General features: G+C 47.4%; 11 protein-coding genes. 5 read left to right on the forward strand and 6 right to left on the reverse strand.

What is annotated here, in order from left to right; translation table 11 throughout:
* Nucleotides 1-115: 115 nt before the first annotated feature.
* A complete protein-coding gene (locus ACW9SV_RS12070; RefSeq protein WP_479557019.1) occupies nucleotides 116-598 on the reverse strand; it encodes a DUF4126 family protein in 483 nt (160 codons plus the stop codon).
* 376 nt (nucleotides 599-974) lie between these two features.
* Here ACW9SV_RS12070 and ACW9SV_RS12075 point away from each other — a divergent pair, with 376 nt between their 5' ends.
* Nucleotides 975-2,768 carry a serine hydrolase domain-containing protein gene (locus tag ACW9SV_RS12075; protein WP_479557020.1) on the forward strand — a complete coding sequence of 598 codons (1,794 nt, stop codon included), beginning with the start codon at nucleotides 975-977 and terminating at the stop codon, nucleotides 2,766-2,768.
* A 112-nt stretch (nucleotides 2,769-2,880) separates the two neighbouring features.
* Here the strand turns inward: ACW9SV_RS12075 and ACW9SV_RS12080 are convergent, their stop codons facing one another.
* A complete protein-coding gene (locus ACW9SV_RS12080; protein WP_479557021.1) occupies nucleotides 2,881-3,333 on the reverse strand; it encodes a DUF1622 domain-containing protein in 453 nt (150 codons plus the stop codon).
* A gap of 449 nt (nucleotides 3,334-3,782) precedes the next feature.
* Here ACW9SV_RS12080 and msrA point away from each other — a divergent pair, with 449 nt between their 5' ends.
* The gene (gene msrA, locus ACW9SV_RS12085; protein ID WP_479557022.1) at nucleotides 3,783-4,334 is read left to right on the forward strand and encodes a peptide-methionine (S)-S-oxide reductase MsrA; all 552 of its coding nucleotides are present in this window, start codon (nucleotides 3,783-3,785) and stop codon (nucleotides 4,332-4,334) included.
* A gap of 250 nt (nucleotides 4,335-4,584) precedes the next feature.
* On the opposite strand, the gene ACW9SV_RS12090 is transcribed toward msrA, so the two are convergent.
* Nucleotides 4,585-5,460 (reverse strand): aldo/keto reductase, encoded by an 876-nt coding sequence (locus ACW9SV_RS12090; protein ID WP_479557023.1) that lies wholly within the window; start codon nucleotides 5,458-5,460, stop codon nucleotides 4,585-4,587.
* A gap of 216 nt (nucleotides 5,461-5,676) precedes the next feature.
* A complete protein-coding gene (locus ACW9SV_RS12095) occupies nucleotides 5,677-6,996 on the reverse strand; it encodes a cryptochrome/photolyase family protein (RefSeq protein ID WP_479557024.1) in 1,320 nt (439 codons plus the stop codon).
* A 180-nt stretch (nucleotides 6,997-7,176) separates the two neighbouring features.
* Here ACW9SV_RS12095 and ACW9SV_RS12100 point away from each other — a divergent pair, with 180 nt between their 5' ends.
* Nucleotides 7,177-7,932: a Mut7-C RNAse domain-containing protein gene (locus ACW9SV_RS12100; protein ID WP_479557025.1), complete on the forward strand. Its 756-nt coding sequence runs from the start codon at nucleotides 7,177-7,179 to the stop codon at nucleotides 7,930-7,932.
* A 52-nt stretch (nucleotides 7,933-7,984) separates the two neighbouring features.
* On the opposite strand, the gene ACW9SV_RS12105 is transcribed toward ACW9SV_RS12100, so the two are convergent.
* Entirely contained in the window at nucleotides 7,985-9,001 is a 1,017-nt protein-coding gene (locus ACW9SV_RS12105; RefSeq protein ID WP_479557026.1) for an SDR family oxidoreductase, read from the reverse strand.
* Between the two features lie 341 nt (nucleotides 9,002-9,342).
* Between ACW9SV_RS12105 and ACW9SV_RS12110 the strand changes: the two genes are divergently transcribed.
* Complete coding sequence (locus ACW9SV_RS12110; protein WP_479557027.1) at nucleotides 9,343-10,293, forward strand: UTP--glucose-1-phosphate uridylyltransferase; 951 nt, start codon at nucleotides 9,343-9,345, stop codon at nucleotides 10,291-10,293.
* Between the two features lie 52 nt (nucleotides 10,294-10,345).
* The gene (locus ACW9SV_RS12115; protein WP_479557028.1) at nucleotides 10,346-13,675 is read left to right on the forward strand and encodes a UTP--glucose-1-phosphate uridylyltransferase; all 3,330 of its coding nucleotides are present in this window, start codon (nucleotides 10,346-10,348) and stop codon (nucleotides 13,673-13,675) included.
* A 120-nt stretch (nucleotides 13,676-13,795) separates the two neighbouring features.
* Here the strand turns inward: ACW9SV_RS12115 and ACW9SV_RS12120 are convergent, their stop codons facing one another.
* Nucleotides 13,796-14,464 (reverse strand): hypothetical protein, encoded by a 669-nt coding sequence (locus ACW9SV_RS12120; protein WP_479557029.1) that lies wholly within the window; start codon nucleotides 14,462-14,464, stop codon nucleotides 13,796-13,798.
* Between the last annotated feature and the right edge of the window lie 65 nt (nucleotides 14,465-14,529).

The following is a 14,529-nucleotide window of genomic DNA, read 5'->3' on the forward strand; positions in this document are numbered from 1 at the left end:
CTCTTCCTGGCTTATCTTGTCTTTTCATAAAAACACCTTCAAAAGGCGTAAAGGGGGAATTAATAAAGTTCCTACCTACTTAGCAATCCCTTTTGTCTCCCCTTATCTAAAACACTTACAACTTTAAAATGGCAGTTCCGGCTTTCAGGGCGAGGGCATCTTCCATTAAGGCGAAAGTGGCATCTGGCAGACCGGTGAGTTTGCCTAAGTTCTTCCTGATATAAAAGAAGGCGTAAGAAGATGCCAGTGCGCCCACAACTCCCAGCAACCCTCCCGTGATTTTACTGTCTCCGTTAGATTCTGCTATGGCGGCTCCCACCAGGGCACCGGAAAGTACTCTTGGAAGTAATTGTAACGGGGCAATCCGGTTAGGAACCTTTGGGATTTTGTCGCCAATCAACTCCGCCACGGATAAGATTTTCATTCCGGTAGATACCCCAGAGGATTGCAGGTAATTGAAGGCAGAGCCCTTCAGGAAAAAGGAAGGGGAATTGGCAAAATGATCAGAAAGGATGGCGGGTGCTGCCATGGCTCGCATACCGGCAACTGCTCCTAGTGCCAACGCTTTCTGGTTTGTGGTGGAAGGTGTAAGGTTCATATCTACTTGATTTACGTTTAAGATTCTACTAACTAGTAGATATACGGAGGGATTGCCAACTTGTACACAGGGCAGGAGAATACTATTTTTCAAGATTGAAAAGGACCTGTCACATAAGCCAAAATCAAATAAATGGGCCTTTTTGAAGTTACAATAAACAGGAAATACGATCCAGAAGGTCCTCCTGCCCTAAGCACCCTGTTTTGCAAGTAGTTTCCTAAAATTGTCCCGTTAACAGCAATTGGCGTAAATTAGCCAAATAGAACCACCAACATGACCCAGAAGCTTAGGAAAAGGCTGTCTGGGCTCTTCCCTGAACATGCATTTATCTTCTATTAGAATCCATCTAATTCGTTTCTGGCTTATTTTGATCATAATGGCAGGATTTTCCTGTGACACGCTGGCCCAAAAAAACGAGAATAAGAAAAACCAAACATGGCTGCAGCAGCATAAAGAAGTCGCCAAAGATTTGGTTTTGCTGAATAATCAAGCTGGTTTGGTGCCTTTGAAGAACCTGGAGCAGAAAATAGCCAGTGTTTCTTTTGAAGTAGCCCATTCCGCCCAGTTTGACAGTCTTCTTAATAAATATACCTCGGTCACGGCTTTTCCGGTGTCGCCTTATAGCCAGGAACCATCTTTCGCAAGGCTGCTCAAAGACCTTTCCACTTACCAAACGGTGATTTTGCAAGTGGAGGCCACCCACCTGCAAAAGCGGGCTAACCTTGATCTTCTTCTGCAGCTTCAACGTCAAAAGCAGTTGGTGATAGCGCTCTTCGGGGATGCGGCCGCTTTTCAGTTGTTGGAAGGGGTAACCGCCCCCATCCTTTGGTTTAAAGAAGAGTCTCCGGCTGCCAGTAGCTACGCCGCACAAGTTGTCTTTGGGGGAGTACCCGCCCTGGGCACTCTTAAAGAAAGCTATTCTTCAAAATACAAGAAAGGAGAAGGATTTACCATCACGCCCATCCGGTTGAAGTACAGCGTGCCAGAAGAGGTAGGAATCAAAACTTCTGAGCTGCAGGAGTCCATTGACGTGATAGTAGCCGAGGCCATCAAAGAGCAGGCAACCCCGGGGGCGGTGGTGCTGGTCGCTAAAAATGGGAAGGTGATTTTCCAGAAGGCGTATGGCGCACATACCTATGAGAATACCCAGGCCACCCAGATCTCAGATATATTTGATGTCGCTTCTGTTACCAAGATCTCGGCCACTACAATGGCGTTCATGAACTTGTATGACCAGCAGAAACTTGCCTTGGACTCCACCTTCGGTTTCTATGTGCCTTCGGCCAGAAACACCAATAAAGCAGACCTCACCCTTAGAGAGTTGCTGTTGCACCAATCGGGGTTGCCAGCCGGGGTGTACCTGCCTTTACCGGCACAATATGTCAGCACCGTTCCCAATAGTCAGTTTACTATTAAAGCCTCGGACAGCGCTTACCTCCGGAAAGACTACTATAAAGAGGTGGTGTGGCCTAAAATGCTGAGTGCAAAACTGACCTCCAGAGGAAAATACGTCTACGCCGATGTAGGAATGTATTACCTCAAAGAGGCAATTGAGCGACAAGCCAAAACCACCATTGACACCTTTGTGGCCGAGAATTTTTACAGTCCCTTGGGAATGCAGACTGCCGGCTACCTGCCTTTGAACCGATTTCCGCAGAGTCGCATTGTGCCCACGGAGTTTGATGCCACTTTCCGGAAAACGCTGCTGAGGGGCCAGGTGCATGACCCTGGCGCAGCCCGATTAGGAGGCGTATCGGGCAACGCCGGTCTATTTGCCACGGCTAATGATTTGGCCATTCTGTACCAGATGATGCTAAATAAAGGTACTTACGGCGGCAAACAGTACATCAAACCAGAAACGGTGCAACTGTTCACCAGTAAGCAATCCCCGATAAGCCGGAGAGGCCTGGGATTTGACCGGTGGGACCCAGATAGTACCCAAAAATACCCGGCCAGACTAGCTAGCCCAGAAACCTACGGTCATACCGGGTACACTGGCACCTGTGTTTGGGTAGATCCTAAAAATGAATTGGTATATGTGTTTCTGTCAAACCGAGTGCACCCAAAAGTATCTAACAAGCTGATCTCCCTGAAGACAAGGCAACGGATTTTAGATGCCATTTACCTTTCCATCCAAAAGGCGGAGAAGGTATCTGCCTTGAAGAACTAAGTAAGGTTACTTAGTTAGTTTTTGAATACAATTCTTATTAGAACCTATAACTATAAAGTAATCACAGAGAGAAAGTGGAGCGTTTAAGAAGTTTTACTTCTCAAAGGCTCCACTATTTGTTTGAGGGATTTGGAGTCGGGTCAGGAGCCATGGACCTTTCCTCTGGTGATTGTTCAGTAGCTTCCCTTTCTTCTTTCATTTCTTGGGCGAGGAAATAGTTTAAGGCTGTTCTAATCACAGCGATTGCCCCAAGTTTGCCTATCTGGTCCCAGGTAGGAGCTATGGCCGTTGAAAGGATATCGGCACCAAGTTGGAATTCCAGGGCTAAGGCAAGGTATCTTGCCAAAACCAGTCTGATTTTGTTATAGCTTTCTACCTGCGGAGGAATCAATCCTTTAATGATGTAGAATACGGCTATTAGTACACCAACCCCAATGATCAAAGCCCCGATGGTTTCAATCAAAAGTTTGAGGGCTTGTACGGCTTGAATGATCGTTTCCTCAATTTCGCCAAACGTAGTTTCAGGACCAGCAGGAGCGGAGTGGCTTTGTAAAAAGTACAGCATAGGTTATAGTTTTATTATGAGTTCCTCTTTTAACGGATTTCGATACTAAATGCTGCTTTAGCTCAATAGTATATTTCAAGATTTTGGATGTCGAAATAGGTCTGAAATTTATTGTCGTTAATTGGAGTTTACTCTATGTTTTTTTCTATAAAATGATTTTAGATATAGTTATAATTGGGGTAGTTTATTGAAGTAAATTCAATTGAATATAAATTTTTATTCAAAATTTATTTACTTCATGGATAGATACCTATTACTCTTCTTGCTGTTTATATCGATTTTATGTGTAATCATTAAATCGATATAACATTATCTTTACTTAAAGAAAATTGTTGTAAAACTAAATGGCACGTATACAATACTAAACCTGCTTACAGGGTCAGAATTGCAACAAAACGGTAAATAAGGAGTTTACAGGGAAACACGACAGTATTTATACCCTCCACATTATGGAAGACACTACGCAAAAAGATACAAGCTATGAAATTGCCACTTTTGCCGGGGGTTGCTTCTGGTGCATGGTGAAGCCATTTCACAAATACGAAGGCGTTATAGAGGTAGTGTCTGGTTACACCGGCGGACACGTTCCTAACCCCACTTATGAACAGGTTTGCTCTGAAACTACCGGCCATTACGAAGCCGTTCAGGTAACCTTTGACCCTGCCATCATTTCATATCAAGAGATACTTTCCATCTTTTGGGAAGCAATTGACCCTACAGATGCTGGGGGACAGTTTGGGGATAGGGGTTCTTCTTACAAGACGGCTATATTCTACCATTCCGAACAGCAGAAAGAACAAGCTGAAGCTTCTAAGAAGGAACTTCAAAAAAGCGGCCCATTTGAAAGCCCCATTGTAACCCCCATTCTACCTGCCGCGCCTTTCTATAAGGCCGAAGAATACCACCAGGATTATTATAAAAAGAATCCCGGCCATTACGGGCGCTATTACGTGGGTTCTGGTAGGGCAGGGTTTTTGGAAAGAAATTGGGGTAAAAGCTAAATTTACTTATTTATCTTTAATAGGCATTCCCCTAAGACACTAGTTCTTTAATGCTTTAAATAAAATAGAAAAGGAGCCTTTAAAGCTCCTTTTCTATTTTACACATATTTTCAGCTAAATAGTCATAAAGCAGTTATTTATGAAAAAAAACACCTAAAACAAATCAATTTAAATAGAAGTAATTAAAAAGTGTTTTAAAATGAAGAAAGTAAACAAAGCCTTAGTCTACTTACCCATTTGCATTTGGTTCCTAACTTATAAAAGTGTCTGAACCTATTTGGTTGAGGGCTTCATAATCCTCTTCTGAAAGTTGGATGGAAGCTGCTTGGTAGTTCTCTTCCAAGTGTTTCACTTTAGAGGTACCCGGAATCAGGAGAATGTTGGGAGAGCGGTGCAGGAGCCAGCTCAAGGCAATCTGGTGCGGAGTAGCATTATACTTTTGGCTTACCTGGGTCAATGTTTCCTGGGCTTTCATGTTGCCGCCTCCTAGAGGGTACCACGGGATAAAGGCCATGGCATTGTCTTCGCAGTACATGAGTTCTGCTTCCCACTTGCGGTTGTCAAAGCTGTACATGTTCTGTACCGATACAATCTCCACGTACTTTTGGGCAAGCTGTATCTGTTCCACATTCACCTCAGATAACCCGATGTGTTTAATCAATCCTTGTTCCTGAGCATCCTGCAAAAACTCAAGTGTTTGCTCAAAAGGAATTTCAGGATCTACCCGGTGCAGTTGGTACAAATCAATTCTGTCCAACTTCAGGCGTTGCAGGCTGCCTTCCAGTGCCTCTTTCAGGTGGTCAGGTTTGGCGTTGATGGGCCATTGGTTTGGTCCGGTGCGTAGCAGGCCGCCCTTGGTGCCAATCACCAATCCAGCCGGATATGGGTACAAGGCCTCGGCAATCAGTTCCTCTGACACATTGGGTCCGTAAGAATCGGCGGTGTCAATAAAGTTGATGCCCAATTCCACGGTTCGTTGCAAGACTCTAATGGCTTCCTCCCGGTCTTTGGGTGGTCCCCAAATGCCTTCCCCGGTGATGCGCATAGCCCCGAAACCCATTCGGTTTACCGTCAAATCTGCTCCCAAGCTGAAAGTAGGTTGGTAAGTTTTTGGTGTATCTGCCATGATGGTAGTTTTATTTTGAGAATCTATTTATGTACCCCTTTCTTTGAAAGAAGTTTACCAAAGCGTCTACCTGTAAGAAACCACCTCCTGACCTCTGTTTAAGATTTGCTTACTATAGAATGGGGCCCTTTTAGGTTTCTAGGCAGGAAAGCTTATCCTGTCCTTTGCTCTTTTTTAAGCTAATTTTTAATAAAACAGCCTTTAAACACCTCTGATTTAAAGGCCTCTGGCTTTGGCAAGAGCCTCTTTGTAGGTTTTTAGAACGCGTTCACGGGCAAAAGCATGGTCTACTATCGGGGCAGGATACGCCGAGGTTCCCAGCTCAGGCACCCATTTCTTGATATACTCCTGTTGCTTGTCGAACTTCTTGGTTTGGGTTTCAGGGTTGAATACCCTAAAGTAAGGAGCCGCGTCACAGCCGGTACCGGCACACCATTGCCAGTTGCCATTGTTGGCTGATAATTCATAATCCAGCAGATGCTGGGCAAAATAGGCTTCTCCCCAGCGGTAATCAATGAGCAGGTGTTTTACCAGAAAGCTGGCTGCAATCATCCGGACGCGGTTGTGCATGAACCCAGTGGCATTGAGTTCGCGCATGCCAGCATCTACGATGGGGTACCCCGTGGTACCGGCGCACCACCGCTCAAACTGCTCTTCGTTGTTTAGCCATGGCAGGTGCTCGTACTCTAGGTTAAAAGGCCTATGAGTCACATGCGGAAAATGAAACAAAATCATCATGAAAAACTCCCGCCAGATAAGTTCGCCAAGCCAAACAGCATTCAGACGCAAACCCTCCCTGACAAGTTTCCGGACACTTACTGTGCCGAAGCGCAGGTGCAGCCCCAGTCGGGTGGTACCCGGCAGAAAAGGGTAGTCTCGGGTTTGTTCATAGCTTTGGATGAGGGCTTCCTGCATCTCGGGAGAAGGGAATGCAAAATCAAGAGCTGAACTAAACCCCATCGACTCTAAAGAGGGGATTTGAAAAGGAGCAGTTTTTAGAAAATTAGCCTGAAAACGCTCAGAAGGAAAAGGGGAAAGGGCCGCTTCGGAGAGCAAGCCTATCCATTTTCTTTTGTAAGCGCCGAAGACCCGGTATGGGGTGCCATCATCTTTAACCACCTCACTTTTCTCAAAGATGACGTGGTCTTTAAAGGTATGAAACGAAATTCCTTTGTTTTCCAGAAAGGCGGCAACCTGCTGATCTCGGGTAATGGAGGAGGGCTCGTAATCTTGGTTGGCATACACCGCCTGAACCTGAAAGTGCTTCACCAACTCTTCTAACACCTCCAAGGGCTTTCCGTATTTTACCACCATGGAAGAACCAGCAGACGTTACCTGTTTTTGAAGCTGGGTGATAGTGGCATGGATGAACGCTACTCTTTTGTCTTGTTTTGACGAAAGTTGGTCTAAAATGTCTTGGTCAAAAATGAAAACCGGTACAACAGGAAGACCAGAGGTGAGAGCGTGGTAAAGGCCGGCATTATCTGATAAACGCAAATCGCGCCGAAACCAGAAAAGTACAACAGGAACTTGCAAAGCGAAAGCAGCAGGGGTAAGGTGAAGAAGTAAAACTGATCCGATAACATAAAATCCACCAGTTTGTTTCCTCTTTCATTGGTTTACTTTACTACTAATCAATACTAAATAGGAGGGTATACCCAAGTGGCTTAAACTATCTGCTTTCTAACCAGTAGTTACTATCAAAGCCACTTCTCCATGGAACATACTGCTCACATCCTTTTTCATGGCGCTCTCAATGACTTCCTACCCAAGAGTAGTCGGCAACAATGGGTGCCTTATTCCTTCCTGGGAGCGCCGGCCGTTAAAGATGTGGTAGAATCGTTTAATGTGCCTCATTCAGAAATAGGGAACATCCTTCTTAACAGAAAGGAGGTGTCCTTTTCGCATCCTTTGCAGCCTCAGGGGAAAGTAGACGTATTTCCCACCATTCCAGAGAGTCGGAATGCCATCTTACCGCCTTTGCAAAACGCTTCGCCCAGACCTGCCCGTTTTGTTTTGGATGTGCACCTGGGCAAATTGGCCCGTTACCTTCGCCTTTTAGGATTTGATACAACCTATGAAAACCACTTAGATGATCACACTATTGCGCAGATTGCCTTACAGGAACAGCGCATTGTGCTTACCCGAGATATTGGACTATTGAAATTGAAGAGTGTTCAGTGGGGGCTTTGGCTCCGGTCACAGCAATGGGAAGAACAGCTGCAGGAGGTGTTAATCAGATTTGGATTAGGAAATGAACTTGCTCCCTTTACCCGCTGCATGGCTTGCAACGGAACCATAGAAGAGGTTTCAAAGGAAGCGATTATTGCTTTGCTACCCCCAAAGACAAAGCAGTTCTTTCAGGTCTTTTACCAGTGCACACATTGCCAAAGGGTGTACTGGAAAGGCTCGCATTACGAGAAAATGCAGAAGTTTTTGCAGCACCTACAGGAGAATACATACCCTGCTTGAAGAAGCGTTTCCATTAACCCAATTGGGGTTTGCTATAAGTAAAATGCCTCTGTTAACGTTTATTTCTACCCTCTTTTCTGGTAAATAGGGCTAAAGCCAAAAAGCCCAACCCTATAAGTGCACCTGCTTTCGCCATTGGAGATACTGATGCCCTGGTGTAAAGGCTGGTTTTCATAACATACCCCGGCCAGTCACCTTTTACTTGGCCATCATTGCTTCCCCTGTCCAGGGTTCCTTCTGGGTGACGGGGTAGCTCGTCTCTTTTCTGGAGCGGGATCATTGCTTTCTGGTTAAACCAGTCTACCAGGCTGGGTACGTGCTTGTACAAAGTGCTCATCATTTTCCCGGCCCCACCCACGTAGATCTCGCGCTCAGGATGTGCTGCTGGGTGAAGGAGGGCAAAGGCCACTTCTTTGGGTTCGTAGACCGGCGGAGGGAGCTGTGGTTCTTGGGGCATGTAGTTTCGGGCGTGGTGGTCAAGAGGCGTATTGATTCCGGCAGGTTTTACAAGGGTAACGGAAACTGGTGCTTTCTGGGCGTTTAGTTCTATCCGCAAGGAATTGAGGAACCCCTTAACGGCATGCTTGCTGGCAGCGTAAATCCCCTGCAACGGAAACCCAAGATCTGAGGCCAAGCTCCCGGTTATGATAAGGGCACCTCCTTGATTCTTTAGATGCGCCACTGCCACCAGGGACCCGTGCACCACGCCCCAGAAATTTACCTCCAATACCCGTTGTTTGTCTTCCTGGCTGATCTCCTCTAAAAAGCCATAAACCGTTACGCCGGCATTATGGATCCAGGTATCAAAGCCTCCAAATTGCTCTATGGCAGCATCCGCAATGCGTTGTACATCCTCCCGTGTTGCCACATCCGCCACTACATGGATTGCATCACCTCCTTTGTCATTGATATCCTGCACCACTCTTTCCAATACCTCCCCACTTCTGGCGGCTAAAACCAACTTAGCCCCTTTGGCCGCTGCCGCCTGGGCGGTGGCCAGGCCAATGCCACTTGAGGCGCCTACAATTACAATCACCTGTTGGTCTAGAGGTTTCAATTTTAAAGCCATAGTTATATGATAAGTAAAGGGAAATGAGTTAAGGGGTAAATCCTGCTGCACTTATACTGGAGCATCAAATACAATCTACTGACTTACAAGTATATCGAAATCGAATTTGTAAGGTTATTTGCACCCTTGAATTAACTATGGATTAATAGGTGAAAAATGGTTTTTGGTAGCTACCAAAATAGATAACCTTAAATGGGGTTGTCTTCAAGATTTACAAAAAAGGTGTGGGAATCAAAAGTGCTTTATTCCTGTGTCCTGCACGTGTTATTAGGATTTTATATGCTTATTTAGCATTTGGAAAACTTTGTTGATACCCCACATCACCAAATTAGAACTCATCTATGAAAGTAAGAAAAGCTGTCATTACAGCTGCCGCTCGCGGAGAAAGACTATACCCGGTTGCCGATACAGTACAAAAAGCCATGCTTCCGGTCGTTGACATTGACGGACTTCCAAAACCAGTTATTCAGATTATTGCCGAAGAGGCTTTTGCCAGTGGCATTGAAGAGATTTGCGTGATCTGCGCCCCCGGTGATGGCCCTCGCTACCAGGAGGCGTTTGCTTCCCTCAGAACTAACCTGCTTGACTCTTTCAAGAACACCGACTGGGCGCAGGAGGAAGCAGAGAAGGTAGACAATCTTCGTACCCGCATCCAATTTATTGAACAGCAAGAGCCTCTCGGGTTTGGGCACGCGGTGTATTGCGCGCGTGAGTTCGTGAAAGAAGAGCCTTTTTTGCTTTTACTGGGAGACCATTTATATGTTTCTGCCATTCAAGGCCAACGTTGTACTACCCAGTTGATCAACCTGGCCGTGCAGGAAGGTTGTGCAGTATCGGCGGTGAACCCTACCATTGAACACCAGATTCATCGGTACGGAACCGTCACCGGTAAACACCAGCCCAACCAGAAAGGGGTGTACCAAATTGACAAGATCATTGAAAAGCCTTCTTTGAGTACCGCCGAGTTGGAATTACAAACCCCTGGTCTAAGAGCAGGCTATTACCTCTGCTTCTTCGGGATGCACGTGTTAACGCCTTCGGTTTTCAGCATTCTGCAAACTCAGATTGAAAGCGGAAGCCAGAATGTACAGCTCACGCCCGCTTTGCAGGAAGTTGCCTCCACTGAAAAATACCTGGCCTTGGAAGTAAAAGGCAATCGGTATGACTTAAGTAAAAAGCAGGGTTTACTGCAAGCCCAGATAGCTTTAGGATTAGCTGGTCAGGCCCACGATGAAACCCTTACCTCCATGGTAGAACTTCTGGCCGAGGCTAACCAAAGAAAAACCAATTAAGCTGTAAGTAAAGCTTTGTACAGGCCATACAAGATGGCATAGAAAGAGGCAGATGAACATATTTATACAAACCATTACATCTACAGACCCGGCAGAACGAAACCGCTCATTTTTCCAGATGAGCCGCAACATGTCCACCAAAGAGCTGTTCAAGGCCCTGCGGGAGTTAGATGATTTCCGGAAAACAACCCCCAGTTTATACGATAAGGTACGCGCCATTTTATTCCTGTTTGCAGGGTATCGGTTCTTCCTCATGGAGTCGGCGGAAACACCTGCCACCGGTAAAATACCTTACGCTGGTTTTGAGGATTTACTTTCGCGCCGGTTTGAACACGCCATTTCCACGTTTCTTAAGGAAATAGACACCAACGGACCTAATGCCGCCTTGTTTAGCGGCCTGGCCGAGAGTTACCACCATCTTTCTTTCCAAATCCTGGCCGATCAGGTTCGGAAAAGCGTGCGCTCCAGTCGCGGAAACCAGTGGATGTTTCGGGTAGGGCACCAGGAGGAGCATCCAATCAAAATTCATCCGTCCCTACTTCAGCGCCAGGAGAACTCCCTGTTCTACCCGGTTTTGGAAGAACGGACCTCCGTGCGGATGGACTTAACCCACAGCGGTTGGTCTGATATCTTCTTCCTAGGAATGGACTACCCCGAGGGAGCGCGCGTGCTGAATATCTCCATTGACCTAGGCGTTTTCGGCCGAGACAAGGACATAAAGCCGCCCTTGCATTCCTTTGTGCGGGTAATCCCGGAACCGGTGCTTCGGTTAACCAGCCTGGACCTCAATACCTCCAAAGACATCACCGAACTGGATGACCTTTTCAATTTCGGGAATGATTACCTGAGCTTGATCAAGGCTGGGGTAATTGCATCAGGCTTGATTCCGCCTTCCTTTGAGGGAACTAACCAATCTTTACCTGAAGTACTGGCCCGTATTGTGGCTCCGGGGATGGGTATTGAATTGGTTACTAAAGTGAATGACATTCCGAAGGGATCGCGTTTTGCTGTTTCTACCAACCTATTGGGCTCCATCATCAGCTTATTAATGCGCGCCACCGGTCAGGCCAAAAACTTGGTGGGCGGTCTGGAGGAAAGCGAACGCCGTTTGGTTGCTTCTCGTGCAATTTTGGGTGAGTGGATTGGCGGCTCGGGTGGTGGTTGGCAAGACTCGGGCGGGGTGTGGCCAGGCATCAAAGCCATTCAGGGTACTTTTGCCAAGGAAGGGGATCCCGAAGCAGGTATCAGCCGTGGTACGCTGTTGCCAAGGCACCGGGTGTTACAGGGTGAGGACATCCATCCGGAAATGGCCGATAAACTGATGAACTCCTTGGTGCTCATGCACGGGGGGATGGCTTCAAACGTGGGTCCTATTTTGGAGATGGTTTCTGAAAAGTACCTGCTAAGAGGCGAGAAAGAGTGGGAAGCGCGTCAGCAAACAAACCAGGTGTTCGACAACATCCTGGCCGCCCTGAAAGAAGGAGACATCCGTAAGTTGGCGGCGAATACTGCCCATAACTTTGAAAAGCCTATCAAAACCATCATCCCATGGGCCTCTACGCACTTCACGGAGGAGATTATCCGGAGGGCAAAGAAAGCCTTTGGGGAGAACTACCTGGGCTTCCTGATGCTGGGCGGTATGTCTGGCGGAGGGATGGGGATGTTCGTGAACCCAAACCAGTACGAAGAATACAAGCAGCGCGTCCTGGATATTCTTCGGGCCACCAAAGCGGAACTATCAGATTCGCTTCCGTTTGCCATGGAGCCGGTGGTTTATAATTGGAGTATCAACAACAAAGGTTCCTGGTCCTATTTACACGAAGGCCATGAAGCCTTGATGCCCGAGCAATATTATGCCATCCATGTATCAGATCTGGTGAAGAAAGATCCTCAGTCTATTTCGTATGTGCGCCGGGCGGAGATTGACTTCTTTACCACCCACTGTGACGAGAACAATTTGGCTTACCCGTTGCTCCGGACCATTGTCAGTAACCTGTTCAAGGTATCTGATCCTTCGTCACAGGGTAGCCGCAGCAACGAGAATGAAAAAGCCGACCGGATCAAAAAGGAAAACGGGTTTGACTTTATTCAGCACGAAGAAATAAGAGAGCAGCTACAAAAGGGCTACATTGGCTTGTCCAGAAACCGCTTACCTAATGAAACGTCCATTGAAGATGTGCAGGCGGGTGATTTGGTTAAACTGGAGGAACTGACCAGTGCCGTTTCTACAGGAGAGGCCGCCATCAAAGGCGGAAAAGTTGGCGTTCTGAGCTTGGCTGCCGGGGTAGGAAGCCGTTGGACCAAAGGGGCCGGGGTTATTAAAGCCTTGAATCCATTTGTGGAAGTAGATGGTGTGCACCGGAGCTTCCTGGAAATCCATTTGGCCAAAACCAAAGCCGTAGCCACCAAGTATGGTGCGCTGCTGCCCCATGTGGTGGCCACCAGTTACCTCACGCATGAGCCTATCCGGAAGCACCTGGAGCAGACTCAGAAATATGGGTATGCAGGTCCGGTTTATTTATCTACCGGACGCTCTATTGGGCAACGGTATGTTCCCATGGCGCGTGACCTGCGGTTCTTGTGGGAAGAGATGCCGCAGGAAACTCTTGACGAGAACAAGCAAAAGGTAAGGGAAGCCGGAAGAAGAGCCATGATCAATTGGGCGAAGTCCAAGGGTGAAGGTTCTGATTACGTAGACAACATTGCCTCTCAACGGTTCTCACCGCTGGGCCACTGGTACGAGGTGTCCAACATGCTGCGCAATGGGGTTTTAGCCCAGATTCTGGAGGAGAACCCGCAGTTGGAGACCCTCATGCTGCACAACATTGATACTTTAGGCGCAGACATCAACCCGGCCGCTTTAGGGTACCACCTGGAATCTGGCAATGTGCTGACCTTTGAGGTAGTGCCTCGCCGCATTGAGGACCGAGGTGGCGGGTTGGCCCGGGTGAACGGTAAAGTTCGGTTGTTGGAAGGTCTGGCGCAGCCTCGCGAAGAAGATGAGCTAAACCTGAGCTACTACAACACCATGACTACCTGGGTTCAGATTGATCCTTTGTTAGCGTTGTTCGGGCTAACTCGCAAGAACTTAAAAGGCGATGAGGCACTTCTGGCCAAAGCGGTAAGAAGCGTGGCGCACCGCATGCCTACCTACGTGACCATCAAAGACGTGAAATACCGTTGGGGACACGGCCAGGAAGACATTTACCCCGTTGCCCAGATTGAAAAACTCTGGAGTGATATGTCGGCGTTGCCGGATATCAAGTGCGGGTACATCGCAGTGCCGCGTCACCGGGGCCAACAGATGAAAGATCCTGCCCAGTTAGATTCATGGGTAACCGATGGCAGCAAAGACCACATCGTTTCCTTGGGTATTTTCTAAACCTAAATATTACGGACTTTGCACCGCATTATTTTCTACCACCAAGAAGCCTCCTGTTTGGAGGCTTTTTTTTTGAAAAGCCACTTGATACAGAAGATGATAGCTGCAGTGGAAATCTCTTTACCGTTTGCTCCGGTACCCAAACCCGAAAAGAGTATGGAAAGCGATGTTAGGCACCGAAGCGGTTCCGCCTCCAGCAAGGGGCATTTTAGCCCAGGCTGCCGTCAGTTTCGCCTCTGGCCTGAAAAACCAATGGTCGGCTACTCCAAGTCTAGGACCCACCGCCGCCTGCAAGCAGATCCCCGAGATATGGTATCCACCCCCAAGCAAGCTTTTCACGGGATTGATGGCTTTCCCCCGTACGCGTCCCTCAGGGTGACCAATCACCATGCCCAAACCAATCCTGAAAAGGCCGGGGTTGTCTCTGAAGGGAAAAGCCTTGCTTACCATGGCCAGATTGTACCCATGCGACACCTCAAAATGTTCTATTTCTGAAGGAGGGTTTTCAAGGTAAACTTTGTGGTGCACCAACTCGGCACTCCAACTGTTGTACCCCACTCTATAGGTGTAGTAAGGAGAGCCTGTCCAGGGACGGGTTTTGTAGCGAGCACTGAAACGGAGAGTTTCTTCACCAGGCTGTTTAATAGTGAGAGGAGTGGGGATGCTCCAGGAGGTTCCGGCAAACACTTCGGCGGTAAGCCCCTGCGCAGAAGCTGATAAATTGTTGCCCACAAAACCCAGCAAAAACAAGACCAGGACCTTTCGCTTTTCCCGCATTACCTTGACCATTGTACGTTTACTTTTTTGTATTTGAAGTAACGGGGTGGAATAATTTAAGGCTGATGTATTTGTAC

The sequence above is a fragment of the Rufibacter sp. JT20002 genome (assembly GCF_056491185.1).

Bases quoted from the DNA above. Each gene is read 5' to 3' on its own strand.
- ACW9SV_RS12070 (WP_479557019.1), bottom strand. From the start codon at position 598: ATGAACCTTACACCTTCCACCACAAACCAGAAAGCGTTGGCACTAGGA.
- ACW9SV_RS12075 (WP_479557020.1), top strand. From the start codon at position 975: ATGGCAGGATTTTCCTGTGACACGCTGGCCCAAAAAAACGAGAATAAG.
- ACW9SV_RS12080 (WP_479557021.1), bottom strand. From the start codon at position 3,333: ATGCTGTACTTTTTACAAAGCCACTCCGCTCCTGCTGGTCCTGAAACT.
- msrA (WP_479557022.1), top strand. From the start codon at position 3,783: ATGGAAGACACTACGCAAAAAGATACAAGCTATGAAATTGCCACTTTT.
- ACW9SV_RS12090 (WP_479557023.1), bottom strand. From the start codon at position 5,460: ATGGCAGATACACCAAAAACTTACCAACCTACTTTCAGCTTGGGAGCA.
- ACW9SV_RS12100 (WP_479557025.1), top strand. From the start codon at position 7,177: ATGGAACATACTGCTCACATCCTTTTTCATGGCGCTCTCAATGACTTC.
- ACW9SV_RS12105 (WP_479557026.1), bottom strand. From the start codon at position 9,001: ATGGCTTTAAAATTGAAACCTCTAGACCAACAGGTGATTGTAATTGTA.
- ACW9SV_RS12110 (WP_479557027.1), top strand. From the start codon at position 9,343: ATGAAAGTAAGAAAAGCTGTCATTACAGCTGCCGCTCGCGGAGAAAGA.
- ACW9SV_RS12115 (WP_479557028.1), top strand. From the start codon at position 10,346: ATGAACATATTTATACAAACCATTACATCTACAGACCCGGCAGAACGA.
- ACW9SV_RS12120 (WP_479557029.1), bottom strand. From the start codon at position 14,464: ATGGTCAAGGTAATGCGGGAAAAGCGAAAGGTCCTGGTCTTGTTTTTG.